The sequence below is a fragment of the Paenibacillus lentus genome (assembly GCF_042714055.1).
Classification (GTDB): Bacteria; Bacillota; Bacilli; order Paenibacillales; family Paenibacillaceae; genus Fontibacillus; species Fontibacillus lentus_A.
In genome coordinates, this window is the sequence record NZ_JBHGVC010000001.1 from 484,564 (window position 1) to 499,618 (window position 15,055).

General features: G+C 50.1%; 12 protein-coding genes. All 12 read right to left on the bottom strand.

Translation table 11 applies throughout. The features are described from left to right. Positions 1 to 27: 27 nt before the first annotated feature. The 12 genes from ACE3MQ_RS02010 to ACE3MQ_RS02065 all read right to left on the bottom strand — a co-directional run bounded on the left by ACE3MQ_RS02010 (position 28) and on the right by ACE3MQ_RS02065 (position 14,921). Positions 28 to 1,254 carry a glycosyltransferase gene (locus ACE3MQ_RS02010; RefSeq protein WP_379390069.1) on the bottom strand — a complete coding sequence of 409 codons (1,227 nt, stop codon included), beginning with the start codon at positions 1,252 to 1,254 and terminating at the stop codon, positions 28 to 30. Positions 1,255 to 1,329: 75 nt separating this feature from the next. Beyond that, positions 1,330 to 2,178: an SDR family NAD(P)-dependent oxidoreductase gene (locus tag ACE3MQ_RS02015; protein WP_379390071.1), complete on the bottom strand. Its 849-nt coding sequence runs from the start codon at positions 2,176 to 2,178 to the stop codon at positions 1,330 to 1,332. Positions 2,179 to 2,199: 21 nt separating this feature from the next. Then, on the bottom strand, positions 2,200 to 3,369 hold the full coding sequence (locus ACE3MQ_RS02020) for a thiolase family protein (RefSeq protein ID WP_379390073.1): 1,170 nt from the start codon (positions 3,367 to 3,369) through the stop codon (positions 2,200 to 2,202). Between the two features lie 2 nt (positions 3,370 to 3,371). Then, complete coding sequence (locus ACE3MQ_RS02025) at positions 3,372 to 4,901, bottom strand: AMP-binding protein (protein WP_379390075.1); 1,530 nt, start codon at positions 4,899 to 4,901, stop codon at positions 3,372 to 3,374. A 37-nt stretch (positions 4,902 to 4,938) separates the two neighbouring features. After that, positions 4,939 to 6,666 carry an adenine deaminase C-terminal domain-containing protein gene (locus tag ACE3MQ_RS02030; protein WP_379390077.1) on the bottom strand — a complete coding sequence of 576 codons (1,728 nt, stop codon included), beginning with the start codon at positions 6,664 to 6,666 and terminating at the stop codon, positions 4,939 to 4,941. A 9-nt stretch (positions 6,667 to 6,675) separates the two neighbouring features. After that, the gene (locus tag ACE3MQ_RS02035) at positions 6,676 to 7,479 is read right to left on the bottom strand and encodes an energy-coupling factor transporter transmembrane component T family protein (protein ID WP_379390079.1); all 804 of its coding nucleotides are present in this window, start codon (positions 7,477 to 7,479) and stop codon (positions 6,676 to 6,678) included. A 3-nt stretch (positions 7,480 to 7,482) separates the two neighbouring features. After that, positions 7,483 to 8,358: an ATP-binding cassette domain-containing protein gene (locus ACE3MQ_RS02040; RefSeq protein ID WP_379390082.1), complete on the bottom strand. Its 876-nt coding sequence runs from the start codon at positions 8,356 to 8,358 to the stop codon at positions 7,483 to 7,485. Continuing rightward, positions 8,343 to 9,155, bottom strand: a complete 813-nt coding sequence (locus ACE3MQ_RS02045) for an energy-coupling factor transporter ATPase (protein WP_379390084.1) — start codon at positions 9,153 to 9,155, stop codon at positions 8,343 to 8,345. The genes ACE3MQ_RS02040 and ACE3MQ_RS02045 overlap by 16 nt, the downstream gene beginning before the upstream one ends. 108 nt (positions 9,156 to 9,263) lie before the next feature. Then, on the bottom strand, positions 9,264 to 9,833 hold the full coding sequence (locus ACE3MQ_RS02050) for a biotin transporter BioY (RefSeq protein WP_379390086.1): 570 nt from the start codon (positions 9,831 to 9,833) through the stop codon (positions 9,264 to 9,266). Between the two features lie 235 nt (positions 9,834 to 10,068). Further along, positions 10,069 to 11,793, bottom strand: a complete 1,725-nt coding sequence (cysI, locus tag ACE3MQ_RS02055) for an assimilatory sulfite reductase (NADPH) hemoprotein subunit (RefSeq protein ID WP_379390088.1) — start codon at positions 11,791 to 11,793, stop codon at positions 10,069 to 10,071. 38 nt (positions 11,794 to 11,831) lie between these two features. Continuing rightward, positions 11,832 to 13,655 carry an assimilatory sulfite reductase (NADPH) flavoprotein subunit gene (locus tag ACE3MQ_RS02060; protein WP_379390090.1) on the bottom strand — a complete coding sequence of 608 codons (1,824 nt, stop codon included), beginning with the start codon at positions 13,653 to 13,655 and terminating at the stop codon, positions 11,832 to 11,834. Positions 13,656 to 14,156: 501 nt separating this feature from the next. Then, positions 14,157 to 14,921: a MerR family transcriptional regulator gene (locus ACE3MQ_RS02065; protein ID WP_379390092.1), complete on the bottom strand. Its 765-nt coding sequence runs from the start codon at positions 14,919 to 14,921 to the stop codon at positions 14,157 to 14,159. Positions 14,922 to 15,055: the final 134 nt, after the last annotated feature.

The window sequence follows — 15,055 nt, forward strand, 5'->3', positions numbered from 1 at the left end:
AGTTAAAATTCCGGCAGCGCAAGCTTCTTACAATAAACGGCTAATCAAGGCGACGGCGCGCTCGGCTCCCCCATAATTTTTTGCAGCAATGCTCTGCTGCAGCTGACGCGCATCCTCCAAAGCACCATCATTCAGCATCGAGGCGACGATTTCGGCCAGCTGCTGTCCACTCATATCACTCGGACAAATCATGCGCCCGCCTCCTACAGCCACCAATTGCCTGGCGTTGAATTCCCTTTCCGCCCAGGTAGGGATAACTAAAGAAGGCGTCCCTGTTAACAACGTCGTCATACAGCTCCCATGACCGCCATGGTGAATCATGATATCGCTCTGCTCAGCTGCCATAACCCCGGAAACATACGTCGTGAATGCCACATTAGGAGGGATTTCGCTCTCCTCTCCTTCTAGCGGATTAAAGCCGGTGGCGATGAGGACTTCAGTCGATGTATTGCCCAGCGCATGGATCACTTCTTTGAAAATATGCCCGCCGCTTTCGACGCCCCACTCGATCAGTCTGCTCGTATACACGAAAACACGCCTGTTCCTTGTATCGGTTTGCTGCGGCGTAATCCAAGACGGAGGCATGCCTGCCAAACTGTCATCCCTCCATACGATCGGCCCGACATATTCTAACGGTATCGACAATGCCTTCGGATCCACAGGATCAAACTCCGGGATGCTCGGCACGAGCGCTAAATCGCCTGCCAGAAACGACAGAGCGCTGCTGGCGTGATCCAATCGATGCAAAGCGAGCACTTCATTAAGCGCACCGGTGACCTCATGCTCGTGCTCGTACTGCTTCTCCTCGGCATTCGCTATATCCAATGTAAATGGCAATCCGCCCGGGAGGGAGCAGGATTGATGGATGGAGACAAGCGGAATCCCCAGCTTTCGAGCAATAAAAGCGGCGGATAGACTGGAATCGGTGAGAACGAGATCCGGCTTGAAGCCGGACGTAACGCCCAGCCTGGACTCCAGCTCGTTCCTCATATATTCCCGGTCGGAGTAGCCCATCATCGATAAAAAATGATGAAAATTCGTGAAATTAGGATCGAACGACTGTCCTCTGGGCTCCGGAATCGGCGGGATCGGTATAGCTTCAAAACCGATCTTCTCCATCGCTGCTCCCGCGTTGCCCCAGACCGTATAAGCCACCTCATGCCCCATTTCCCTTAGCTTTAGCGCAATGGGTAAACAGCGGTTAACCCTGCCCATCCCAGCCATCATGCCGATAAATATTCGTTTCTTCTTCAAAATGGCACTCCTCCGTGTACTTCTTATGTTGGCTAGAAGCTAGAATAAGCTGCACTGCAAATAGTCCATGCTGGCTCAAGTCGCATATTTTGCCACAATCTCGGCGGAAATTTCATTTGCGCCCCACTTGTCGGCTGCTCGCGAGGCTAGTGGATAATGCTTAGGACGTTCCCATACCCCGATATCACCGCCGTTCACCGAGAAAACAGCCCCGCTAATGCTCCGGCTTTGCGGCAAGCATAGAGCAACGGCAAGCTCGGCCGCCTCCTCGGGTGTTCCGACCTTCCAATAATCGGGGATGCCTTGTCCTGTAGACTCGGCATTCATCCTCGCTTTCTCGATATACGGCAATGTCATATCCGTCAAAGCCGCTGGAGCTATGGCGTTAACGCTGATCCCATAACTCTCCAGCTCCAGCGCCAGTGTCCAGGTCATGCCGAGAATCCCTGCTTTGGCCGCGCTGTAGTTAAGCTGTCCCATCGTTCCTTGCAGCCCGGCAGTGGATGTCATATTGATAATGCAGCCCTGTCCTCTTTCCCTCATAACGGGGAGCGCTGCTCGCGTGCAGGAGAAGGTTCCTTTCAAATGCGTGCTTATGACCGCATCCCAATCCTCTTCACTGAGCTTGTGCGCCATTTTGTCGCGAATGACCCCGGCGTTATTCACGAGAATATCGATCTTGCCAAACTCCTTGATCGCCGCCGAAATAATCCTTGCTCCCCCGTTCATAGTCGCAATCGATTCGGCAATGCCGATGGCGGTGCCGCCGTTATTCCGAATTTCTTCCACCACCTGATTAACGCGGCTTGCGTCAGTGCCATTGACGATCACCTGGGCGCCTTCCTGCGCCATTCGTATCGCAATGGCCCGGCCGATGCCGCGGCTAGAGCCTGTAATGACAGCGGTTTGATGATTCAGCAGCATTCCATAGCCTCCTCGTGTCCCTTATTCGCACTTCTCCCACAATGTCGCAATTCCCATTCCGCCGCCTATGCCGAGCGTAGTGATGCCCCTTGCTGCGTTCATCCGCTGCATTTCATTGCACAGGCGCGTGACAAGAATCGCTCCGGAGGCTCCGTAGGGATGGCCAAGCGCAATAGCTCCTCCGCCAACATTGACGATATCCGCCTTGATGTTCAGCTCCTGAAGAGAAGCAAGCACTTGAGAGGCAAAGGCTTCATTAAACTCGACCAAATCGATGTCACGTATCGACAAGCGTTGGCGGGCCAACAGCTTGTTCACCGCCGGCACCGGCCCAATGCCTAAATAATTCGGATCTACCCCCGCTGCGGTCGAATCGATATATTTCATAACGGGCTTCATGCCCAGCGACATCGCTTTCTCTAAAGACATCATAAGAACGATAGCTGCTCCATCATTGATAGGACAAGCGTTTCCGGCGGTTACTGTGCCCTCGGCATCAAATACAGGCGGCAATGCGGCCAGCTTCTCCTGCGTCGTATCGGGACGGGGACATTCATCCGTATCAATCATCCTTGATTCCTTGCCTGAGATAACGGCGAACGGCACGATCTCGCTTTGAAAGCGTCCGCTGTGAATCGACTCGACGGCTTTTCTCTGGCTGTGGAGTGCAAATAAGTCCTGGGCTTCCCTGGTGATCCCGTACTTGTCCGCGACATTGTTGGCGGCTTGGCCCATATGCGGATCGCCGATAAAATCCGGCGAGAACCTTGCCCGGCTCATAATCGCCGGAAATCCTTTGCCATATAAGGAAAGAGGTTTTTCGATTTTCCAGGGCGCCCGGCTCGTGCTCTCCACGCCGCCTGCTAAATATATCTCGCCTGCTCCGGCTTGAATCAGCCGTGCAGCAATATTGATCGCTTCAAGACCTGAGCCGCATTGCCGATCCACCGTTAATCCCGGAACCTCTACCGGGAGACATGCGGTCAAAGCGGACAGCCTGGCGATATTTCCGCCGGGGCCAACGGCATTGCCCAGAATAACATCATCGATATCACCTGGCTTCACAGGAACTTCGTGTACAAGGGCTTTGATAACTTCCGCAGCAAGCGCTTCAGGCGGAATTTCTCTGAACATACCGCCGTATCTGCCGATGGCGGTTCGTTTGGCAGCGACGATTACGGGGATTGACATGCTTACACCACCCTTCCGGTCAACCAATCGTTTATTTTCGTTCGTGATATTTTGCCGCTTGTCGTATAGGGAAAGGAATTCACCCGCATGATTTCCTTCGGACACTTATAGCTGGCCAAGTGCTTGCGGCAAACCGCGAATATATCTTGGTCATTGAGCTCAGCACCTTCCCGGAGCTTAATGAGAGCCACTACTTTTTGACCCCAATAAGAATCGGGTACGCCAACCACCACCGTCTCCTCGATCTCCTCCAACGCAAGCAGCACCTTCTCGATCTCCTCGGGATAAATATTCAGGCCCCCGCTAATCATCATGTTCTTGTTCCTGCCCACCATATAGAGGAAGCCTTCGGAATCTCGCATCGCAAGATCGCCCACCGTTGCCCATTCTCCCTGGATGACCTGCTTCGTCTCCTCCTCATTATTGAAATAACCGGAGAAAATCATATTGCTCTTGATATACACCTGTCCGACCTCGTCTTCGCTTGCTTCTCTGCCGTCAGGCTTGCGGATGGATACCTCCACACCGTTAAACGGCTTGCCGATGGAGCCCGGCTTCTGCTCATTGCCTGCCGGATCGAGCACCGACACGAAGCTTAGCTCAGATGCGCCATAGAATTCATATATGCCGGCCTGGGTAAATACCTGCTTTACCTTTCGCTTCGATTCCGGCGTCCATTTATCGCCGGTCGTAATCAACGATTTTACGGTTGGGGCAGAAAAGCTGCGGGAACGGGACACAGACGATTGGTAAATCGCTTCGAATATCGTAGGTACCAAATAAATGTGGGTAATCGGATAAGATTCCAACATAGCTAAGGCCAGCTCCGCATTGAATTTTCGAGACAGGTAAAAGGTTCCGCCCAGGTATAAGGTCTGAATCGCCGCATAAATCGTTAAGGAATGCACCAGCGGCCCGGTGCCCAGGACATGATCCGCTTCATCGAGATCAAAAGCTTCTTTAGCTCTGGCAAAGCTCTCCATCCATGATCGCTGGGCGCGAACAAATCCCTTCGGAATCCCCGTTGTTCCCGAGGTGAACCCCATATAGAACAGGCTTTCGCTCGTGGAATACCGGTGAGGCTCCCTTTCGATCGCACAAGCATAGCGGCTGCTGGCTGCGGATGCTTGCTCCTTCGAATCGGCATCGATAACAATCACCTTGGTAGCGGCAGGTATGTTCGTTAAGCGGGGCAGCAGCTCGATATCCACGATCAGTATGGCAGGCTGGCATTCTTCCAGGATCGCTTCTATGTTCGCGTCGGCCCATTTGGGATCGAATAATGCCGAGCACAGGCCGAGCTTGGTCGCAGCCAAAAAATATTGCACGAATTCAGCGCTGTTATTCAGCAGAAATCCGACAACCGTATCTCCCTCGGGCTTGAAAGCTTGCTCATAGCCAAGAAGATCATGAGCCGCGGCGTTGATTCCGTGATATAGCTCTCTGTACGTCATCCGGTTTGTATCCACGATAAGCGCGATTTTGTCCGGATTTCGGGTGGCTTGCGTTTGAATAGCATCCGAAATGAGCATAAAATTCACCTTCCGTACGGAATATTTGCGAAGAGAACTAATCGAACTTTAGTGGCACGGGGCTGGTTATGACTTCACTGTTCTTTACGAGATAAAGTCCCTTTTCGGACATGCGTATGTTGGGTAAATGAGAGGCGGTTAAAAATAGCAGCGTATACGCGGGATCGCGAAAACGATAGCCGTGCTCATGCATCAGGCGTGTAAATTGTTCCAGGGATTCGCTAATGCCTTCCATCTTCTCGGCACTCATCGTGCCGCCTAACGGGAGCGGAATATAAAGCCGTTCACCGTTTTTGAAATAAGCTAAAATGCCGTCACCTCTAGCATTAAGCTCCTGCATGATCTCGCACATCACATTTTCGTTCCTGCCGATGAGCAGGGTATCGTTCGAGGCGCTGTAGGTGCTGGCGAGCGCAATGACCCCGGCAGCAAAGCCTTTAATACGGGTATGGAGCGCCCATTTACCTTTGGAATCCAGCAGGGAGATGAAGCTCTCCTCAGCCCCCAGCTCGGAAGCCGGGGTAAATTCATAGGGCTTGGTTATGACATCATTAATGAGCTCAATGCCAATATGTCCCTGGGTTCGAAGCTGTTCGGGACTAAGCTCCACCGGGGTTCTCCGCGAGGGGAAGTACGCCCTTAACCACGCTGCGACGGCCGCTTCATCGGCTGGCCTTACGCTCCTTCGATCCCGTATCCGCCATCTCCCCTGCTGCATCACATGCATCGGAGCTGGATCGTCCAGCGTGGAAAGGACATTGAAGCTGGCGAGCCTGCCCGGGGCGATACCGCCCAGATCCTCATCCAGGCCGTAATACGTCGCCGGGTTTAAAGTGGCTAGTCTATATGCATCCGCCGCGGGAACGCCTGCATCCATGCACAGCTTGATCATGCCGGCTACGCTGTGCGCTTCGGTGAATTGCGGTGAAGGCCCGTCGCTCGTCAGCATGACGCGATTTAAATTAAAGCACGGGTCGCCGACCAATCCTGCCAAGATGTCTGGCAGGTCAGGACGTATGGAGGAATATCTCAGGGCAGCATAGAGACCGAGCCTTAATCTTTTGAGCACGTCCTCAGCGCTTAAAGACTCGTGATCCGCTCCGATTCCCGCCGCAGCAATCGCGCTGATTTTCTCATAGGAGACGCCGGGCAAATGCCCTTCCACCCGAATATGATGCTTGCCTTTCAACATATACAGCCGTTCCAGCAGCTCTTCATCGCCCTGAAGCAGCCTGAACCACTCCGTAAACTCGCCGCCTTGTATTGCTAAAGGATGGGTAAGCCATTCCTCAAGCGAATTGCGGTCGCACGACTGCAGCTGGTCAAAATTGCACCACCACAAAAACATATGGCTGCTAATGCCGTCTAATTCCTCGATAAATTGGAGGGCAGAGCGCCCGCCAAGCAGCATTAACAAGGATAAGTTGTCGTTAATGGATAACACGGTGCCATTGCGAAGCTGGCTTTCGCCCCAGGCAACCGGGTTGTACATCTGACAGGGATGGGCATGGGGTTCTATATAGCCTGGAACGAGAATCTGTTCCGGCCCCAGCTCTATAATTTGCGTATTCGGCGATACGGCAAATTCCTTGTCCCCCACATAGGCGATACGGCTCCCGGAAGTGTAAATGTTCCCTCTCTCCACTTGTCCGGTGTACACGTTTAAATATGGCGTGTTTTTGAACCATACCGTTGCAGGGCTGCTGCCAAGGCTGACGGATATGAGCTCCCGATATTCTTCTATACTGCATGGATAAATTCGCATCTTCATTCCTCACATTCTGAATGCGATCAACATGATCACAAATGATCCGGCCACTAGCATGGCTTTGTAATCCATAGGCTGCAGAACCAGTGTTCTAATCTGCGTTCTCTTCATTCCCGGCCTATATCCCCGGGCTTCGATGGCCAGCGAGGCGCTTTCCGCTTTTTGAAACGCCAGCATCAGGATCGGCACAATGACAGGAACAAAGTTCAACATTCTTTTGAAAATATTGCCGGAAGAGAAATTGACGCCCCTGGCCCTTTGGGCTTTCATAATCTTTTCCGTTTCCTGCATGAGAATGGGAATAAAACGGATTGTGAAGGTAATCATCATGGCAATTTCCTGTGTAGGAATGCCTATTTTTTTGAGCGGCGACAGCAGGGTTTCAATGGCATTGGTCAGATCGGTCAGCTTGGTCGTTAAGGTCAGCAGGGTTGCCGTGACTACCATCAGGATGATGCGTACAGTAATCGTTATCGCTTTGACGATTCCCATTTCATAAATAGAGACGGATCCGATTCTAATTAAAGCTTCTCCTCCCTGCGTCAAGAAGATATGAAAGATGAAAGTCGCAAGAACGATCAGCCAGACCGGCTTTAATCCTTTTACAATGTAAGATCCAGGAATCCTGGAAATGACAACGGAGACGGCAACTAGGAGCGTCAGCATAGCGTAGGAGATGAAGCCATGAAGCAATAACGCTGAAATCATAAAAGACATCACGATAAGCAGCTTGGTTCGCGGATCGAGCTCATGAATGATCGATTTCTTATCGATATACTGGCCAAAAATCATTTGATGGGATAAAGCCACGACTCAGCCCCCTCGCTTTCCGCTGGACATAAGGAAATATTCGGCTAGCAGCGTTTGAAGTGCTTCTTTTTTAACCGACCTGACCGGGATGGGTGTACCCAGCCTGGCATTTAATTTTTCTAGAAGCTCAAGCGCCAGCGGGATTTTTAACCCTAAGGCTTCAATTTCAAGGCGATGCTTGGTGAATAGGGTCAATGGATCCGTTTGCAATTTCACTTTACCGCTTTCGAAGACGATGACCTCTTCGGCATATTCGGCCAATAGATCCATGTCATGGGTTACGACAATGAGGGTACGCTGCTTAACCCTATGCCAATCGAGAAATAACTTCATTAGAGCATGCTTGCCTTCCGCATCAAGCCCGACCGTAGGCTCGTCCAGAATGAGTACGGACGGCTCCATCACCAATACTCCCGCAATCGCTGCCCTTCTCTTCTCACCGCCGCTAAGCTCAAACGGAGACCTGTCGCAATAGGATTCATCAAGACCTGCCAGCTTTATCGCCTCTAATGCTTTGCTTCGAATGAGCTCCGGCGACCAGCCCAGGTTTTTGGGTCCAAACGAGATATCCTTAAGAACGGTATCCTCGAACAATTGGTGCTCCGGCATTTGAAATACAATGCCTACCTTGTCAAAGAGGACGGGCTTTATTTTGCTGTCATGTGTGATTCTTACTTCCCCAACGTCGATGCTTCCCCGCGTAGGGTGCAAAAGCCCATTGAGATGCTGCACGAAAGTAGACTTGCCCGACCCCGTCCTTCCTACGACAGCGATGATTTTATGGCTCTCCAGCGTCAGGTTAAGTCCCTGAAGCACCTCGTTTTGCAGCGGCGTCCCTGCGTTATAGGAGAAAAATACGTCTCTTAATGTAATTTCCATAAATGCTCCACCAAATCTTCCATGCAAAATATTGTGCTCGGCAGTGGAATCCCTCTGCTTCTCAAGGCATCCCTCGTATGCACGATAAAGGGAGCCGCTAATCCTGGAATCGCCTTATACTCTTCTTCGAACAGTTTGGCCGGAGTTCCATCGTAGCCTATGCGGCCTTGATCCAGCACGATGATTCTCGATGCTTCCGCCAATTCCTCCATATCATGCGTGATCGAAATAATGGTAATCCCCTTCTGATTCAGCTCTCTGATCAGACCTAGTACCTGCTCCTTGCCTTCGGGATCAAGCATGGATGTAGACTCGTCAAAAATAATCACTTCAGGCTCTACGGCCAAAATGCTGGCAATCGCTATTCTTTGTTTCTGGCCGCCGGATAAGGAATTGACATCTGCATCGATATAATCGAGCATGTTTACGCGCTCTAAGGTTTGCATCACTCTCGCCGAAATTTCGTCCGGGGGCAAACAGATGTTTTGCAAGCCGAAGGCCATGTCTTCAAAGACGGTAGAAGCGACGATTTGATTCTCGGGATTTTGGAAAACCATACCGATTTTTTCACGAATCATTCCTAGCTGCTGTTCATTGCTTGTACAATAATCCTTATACCGAACTTCGCCTTCCGTCGGCTGCAGCAAACCGTTCATAAGCTTGGCTACCGTTGATTTCCCAATACCGTTGGTTCCTACAATCGCTAAGTATTCCCCGGGATGTATTTGAAAGGATAGATTTCGGATAATAGCGTCGCGAAGTGGATAATGGAACGAAACATCCGAAAAGTGAATCATGGGCATGACCTCCAATGTTGTATAACGAGCAAAAGATTTGTACGTTTTAGTCGAAAAAAGGTTTGCCGATATAGGCAAACCTTACGTTTCATTCGCAAATAGATGGAGTTATGCTTTGTGTGAGCGGCTGCTTGTACGATGAAGCATATGAGGATTTACCTTCAGTATTCGAATCGCAATGAGCGAAGCTACTACGACTTTAAGCAAATCGCCTGGAAGAAAGGAAACATTACCAAGCGCGGCCTTACCAATCGGTACATCCGTAATGATAGACATATAGGGGATTCCAATGGCGTAAATGATCAAAACTCCCCCTACCGCATTAATCAAAATCAACTTCCAAAGATTTATGCGCGTCGATACCCGCTGTACTAAATATCCGATCACGAATGCTGCGATCGGCCAGCTTAAGAAGTATCCCCCTGTAGGACTGACCAAGACGGCTAAGCCCCCTCTTCCACCAGACAATAAAGGCGCTCCTGCGGTGACGATAATACCGAAGATGAGCAGACTTAATCCACCCAATCTAGCGCCTAATATACTGCCGGCCAACATGACTCCCAACGTCTGCACCGTAATCGGCACCGGGATGAACGGGAGTGGAATAGGAGGCAGCAAACCTAAAACAGCCATGACTGCGGCGAATAAGGCCACATACATCATATCTTTGATCTTCATAGACGCCCCCCTAAATATTAAATTGTAGTTTCATAGATTTAAGATTGACACAATAATGACATAATATTTTTTTCATGTCAATAATTAACTTTTTAAGACAAAAAACAAAGCATTTCCCGAATAAGGGAAACACTTTGTTTAACATAATTAATCATTCACTATATTAATCCATGGGATACTTCATTACTTACTTGTCTTTTATTTTGTTACTTTCCTGTCCATCCGAGTCAATAGCTTAGGAATGGAAGTTTTGTCCGTCGGTTACTTCCTGGACATATCCAGCGCGAATGACATAATCGCCGAAATGCTCGCCTTCCTGACGATCCTTGGCATACTGAGTTATGATCGGCTGCAAGGATTCCAATATTTCAGTTTCTCCGATGTTTTCTTTGAACAGCTTATTCAGTCTGTTCCCGGAGAAGCCACCGCCGAGATACATATTGTATTTGCCGGGCGCTTTGCCAATGAAAGCAATCTCCGCCAGCATCGGTCTGGCGCAGCCATTCGGGCAGCCCGTCATGCGAATGACGATGTCATCGTCCTGCAAACCGGCCTCAACCAGCATCGGCTCGATTTTGTCCAGCAAGGATGGTAGATAGCGCTCGGATTCAGCCATAGCGAGACCGCAGGTCGGGAAAGCTACACAAGCCATAGAGTTTCTCCGCAACGCGGAATAATGCAAGCCGTCCGTCAGGCCGTATTCTTTAATAAGGCCTTCAATTTTCTTTTTCTTTTGGCTGCTTACATTAGCGATGATGAGGTTCTGGTTCGGCGTAAGACGGAAATCTCCCGTATGCACTTTGGCGATTTCCCGCAAGCCTGTCATCAGCTTATAGTCTTCCTCATCCTTCACGCGGCCGTTCTGGATAAAGAGCGTAAAATGCCATTTGTTGTTGCTCCCCTTTACCCAGCCATATCGATCGCCGTTATGCTCGAAATGAAACGGTCTGGCCTCCTGCAAGCTCCAGCCCAGACGATCAGTCAGCTCCTGAACGAACCAATCGACTCCCCGGTCATCAATGGTGTATTTGAAGCGGGCATGCTTCCGAACGGAACGGTCGCCATAATCGCGCTGAATCGTTACGGTTTTCTCCGCTACATCAATCATTTGCTCAGGCAAGCAGAAGCCAATCACTTTAGACACCTGAGGATAGGTTTTCGTATCTCCGTGCGTCATCCCCATTCCGCCGCCTACCGTTACGTTAAAGCCTTTCAATTTCCCGTCCTCGATAATCGCAATGAACCCCAAGTCCTGCGAGAAAACATCAACATCATTCGATGGCGGTACAGCGAAGCCAATTTTAAATTTGCGCGGTAAATAGACACGTCCATAAATAGGCTCTTGCTCCACTTGGCTGTCATTGCTGTCGATCACCTTTTCACCGTCAAGCCAAATTTCATGATAAGCATTTGTTCTCGGATCGAGATGGTCGCTTACTTTACCCGCCCAATTGTATACCTCGGAATGTATTTCCGATTGGTAGGGGTTAGGATTGCACATCACGTTACGGTTAACGTCGCCGCATGCGGCTAACGTACTGAGCAGTGCCTCGTTCACTTCCTGAATGGTGTTCTTCAAATTCCATTTAATGACGCCATGGAGCTGGAAGGACTGACGAGTCGTTAGGCGAATGGTTCCATTCGCATATTTCTGTGACACGCTGTCCATCATCAGCCATTGCTCCGGTGTAACGACACCGCCAGCTGCACGTACCCGAAGCATAAATTGATAGGCTGGCTCCAACTTCTGTTTGTGACGTTCGTTCCGCAAATCACGGTCATCCTGCATGTAGCTGCCATGGAATTTCATCAATCGGTTGTCATCTTCCGGGATAGAGCCTGTGATTGGATCCTCGAGCGTCTCTACTAAACTTCCACGCAAATAATTACTTCTAATTTTAATATCTTCAACATCGCTGTGCGGCGCACTATTGGGCGACATTAAGTTGTTATCTGACATATTGGCAATCTCCTCTCGTAATCCTCGGGACTCCCCGCTTAATACACATCCCGTTGATAACGTTTCTCCTGCTGCATGCGAGTCAAATATTCCGCAGCCTGCTCCGGGCTAAGACCGCCCTCCTGTTCAAGAATCGCGGCCAATGCAGCATGCACGTCATGGGCCATCTTCTTCTCATCCCCGCACACGTATATCGCGGCTCCTTCTTGCAGCCACTCATAAACCTCCCGGCTCTTCTCAAGCATCCGGTGTTGGACATAGACCTTCTTGTCGGTGTCGCGAGAGAACGCTACATCCATACGCGTCAGCACTCCGTCTTTCAGCCAGCGCTGCCATTCCACCTGATACAGGAAGTCCGTGGAGAAATGCTGGTCTCCATAGAAGAGCCAGGTTTTCCCTTCCGCCCCCGTCTCTTCCCGTTCACCCAGAAAAGCTCTGAAAGGCGCAACTCCCGTCCCTGGCCCGATCATAATAATCGGGGTATCTGGATTCTCTGGCAGCTTAAAGCTTGGGTTATGCTGAATATATACGGGCAATGTATCTCCGGGCTCTACCCGCTCCGCTAGCTGGACGGAGCAAACGCCATAGCGGTTGCGACCGTGAGCTTCATAACGAACCGAGCGAACCGTAAGATGTACTTCATCTGGAAACGCTTTGGAGCTGCTGGCGATGGAATATAGCCGAGCAGGGATTTTTCGTAGAATCGAAATAAACTGGCTAGCAGTTACCCCCGCAAAAGAGTAATCCGTCACCAAATCAAGCAAATCGCGTTCCGCCAAATAGGTGCGCAGCTCCTGCTCGCGTCCAGCTTCAAGCAGATGCTTCAGCTCCTCGCTCGAACTTAGCTGAGCAGCCTGCTCCAGCAGCGGCTTAGTCAGCACCGTGATTTCAAAATACCGCAGTAATGCATCACGCAGCGTCCGCTGTTCGCCGTTCTTATTCACAGTTACTGTTTCCTCGCTGTTCCAGCCCATAGCCGCGATCAAATCATCGACGAGCAGCGGGTGATTTTCAGGATAAATGCCCAAACTATCCCCCGGCTCATACTGAAGGTTGGAGCCTTCCAATGAGAGCTCGATGTGGCGCGTCTCCCGATCCGATCCGCGTCCGTTCAGGTTTAGGTTCTCCAATACTTCCGCGCTAAAGGGATTGGTTCTCGAGTATTCGGACTCAGTGCCGCTGCTTGCCGCTGCAGTGGTTACACTGCTCGCTGCAACCCCTGATGCGGACAGCTTGCCGAGCTCACCCAAAACAAGTCCCATCCATTCCGCAGCGAGTTCATCAAAATCGACATCGCAGTCTACCCGCGGAATTATCCGTTCGCCGCCGAGCTCCTCCAAGCGTTTGTCAAAATCCTTACCCGTCTGACAGAAAAATTCATAGGATGTATCGCCGAGCGCAAGCACGGAATAACGCAGTCCCTCCAGCTTCGGCGCCCGCTTGCTATGAAGGTACTCGTAAAATGGAATAGCACTGTCTGGCGGTTCTCCTTCGCCATGCGTGCTGACAACAATAAATAAGTTCTCAATTTTCTTTAGTCCATTGGGCTTAAAATCACTCATCGACGTCAATGCAACCTGGAAGCTCTGTTCCTCCAGCTTCTTGGACAGCTTCGTAGCCAGGCTGTGGCTGTTTCCTGTCTGCGAACCGTAGAGTACAGTTACTTCTTTGGAAATGGCTGGTTCCGCAGCAGCTACCGCCTGAACGAGCGTAGTTGCTGCCGTTACCGCACCAGCCCCCTGCAGTGCGGTCAAGTATCCGCTGAGCCAGATCCGCTGGTTTTCCGAGAGCGTAGGAAGAAGACGATTGAGCAGCTCTGCCTGCTCTTGACTAAAAGGACTGTTACTGACTTGTAGTTCCAACAATATCCACCTCACGCAGCATACCTGGAATTTAAATTAATTCCTAGTATTACTATCTAATTTGTCATTTAATAAAATTTATCATAGCACGCTCAGGCGGTCAATTAGAATGATCTTATATCTTTGATTAGTAAAACTAATAAATACTATGGGTTCTTCCATCAACGCAAAAAAGACTCCACGCCAGGGGCGCAGAGTCTTTAAACGTGGGAAGCGGTTGCTTCATTTAACTATGCAATTTAATGCAGCCATCCAATGGCTAGGGTGCCTTACCAGAGAATAATCGACGAAGGATCGATCTTCTCTTCCTTCTGAGAGAGTACATGGTGAATCAACTACCTTTCGGAATACACAGTATTCTGTCGTTCCGTCTGTTCATTGATTATGACCACTTCCCACTTGTTCATGATTACCCTTCCCATGTTTGGATGAATCATAATGAAGATATGAAGATGCTTTATTTTACTTATAGTTCATGTTCAAAAAGTAAGATTCTCAGCCTCATTGGCCCATCCCCGTATAAATGAGAATCGCATCCCTCAGGAACCGCGCAGTACCTGGCTGATCTCCGTCATAGTATGCGGTGAACCTCTCATCGTCCACATACATTTGCGCCAATCCGGCATGGGCTTCTTTACTGTACTCGCTCCAATAATAGCAGAGCCACTGCTTGTGCAGTTCTGCGGCTTGCTGAGCCATCTCACTTGCGGGATCGCCCGTCTTATAAGCTTCGGCCAACGCTCGGTGCACCTCTTCCGCTAGCCGCGAAGCTTCTTCATACTGTTCCTGGCTCATGCCGCGCAGCTTCTCATTGAATTGCTCGACCTTGGCATCCCCATATTTATCACGGATTTCCTTGCCGTATTTTTGCTCGTTATCGTCAATCAACTTTTGCTTAAAGCCTTCGAACTTTTCTTGATCAGTCATACTGATTCTCCCTTCATGCGTAGCAATCGTCTTATCCACATTGGAGATGAGAATATCCAATTGCCGTCTTCTGTCAAGGAGCTGCTCACGGTGTTCTTGAAGCGCCAGAACGCTGTTAAAGGCAGGCGAGGTTACGATCGCTTTAATTTGTTCCAGCGGAAGACCCAGCTCCCGATAGAATAATATTTGCTGCAATCGATCCACCTCTGCTTGGCCGTAAATTCGGTATCCTGACGAGTTGATTCTTGCCGGCTTAAGAATCTCGATCTCATCATAATAGCGAAGCGTTCTCGTGCTGACTCCAGCTAGTCGGGCCAGCTTCTGTATGGTATATTCCATGGAATCACCTCCTGACATTTACACTGTACACCTTGCCGTAACGTGAAGGTCAACTCTAATATTTAAAATATACAAACAGCCTGCAATTGACAACAAAATGCATGTCAACTGCAGGCCGTTAATTTTCGTAATCT

What these genes read in the sequence shown, in the direction of transcription:
- ACE3MQ_RS02065 (WP_379390092.1), bottom strand. Translation starts at nt 14,921, where the DNA reads ATGGAATATACCATACAGAAGCTGGCCCGACTAGCTGGAGTCAGCACG.
- ACE3MQ_RS02040 (WP_379390082.1), bottom strand. Translation starts at nt 8,358, where the DNA reads ATGGAAATTACATTAAGAGACGTATTTTTCTCCTATAACGCAGGGACG.
- ACE3MQ_RS02015 (WP_379390071.1), bottom strand. Translation starts at nt 2,178, where the DNA reads ATGCTGCTGAATCATCAAACCGCTGTCATTACAGGCTCTAGCCGCGGC.
- ACE3MQ_RS02030 (WP_379390077.1), bottom strand. Translation starts at nt 6,666, where the DNA reads ATGCGAATTTATCCATGCAGTATAGAAGAATATCGGGAGCTCATATCC.
- ACE3MQ_RS02045 (WP_379390084.1), bottom strand. Translation starts at nt 9,155, where the DNA reads ATGATTCACTTTTCGGATGTTTCGTTCCATTATCCACTTCGCGACGCT.
- ACE3MQ_RS02050 (WP_379390086.1), bottom strand. Translation starts at nt 9,833, where the DNA reads ATGAAGATCAAAGATATGATGTATGTGGCCTTATTCGCCGCAGTCATG.
- ACE3MQ_RS02020 (WP_379390073.1), bottom strand. Translation starts at nt 3,369, where the DNA reads ATGTCAATCCCCGTAATCGTCGCTGCCAAACGAACCGCCATCGGCAGA.
- cysI (WP_379390088.1), bottom strand. Translation starts at nt 11,793, where the DNA reads ATGTCAGATAACAACTTAATGTCGCCCAATAGTGCGCCGCACAGCGAT.
- ACE3MQ_RS02025 (WP_379390075.1), bottom strand. Translation starts at nt 4,901, where the DNA reads ATGCTCATTTCGGATGCTATTCAAACGCAAGCCACCCGAAATCCGGAC.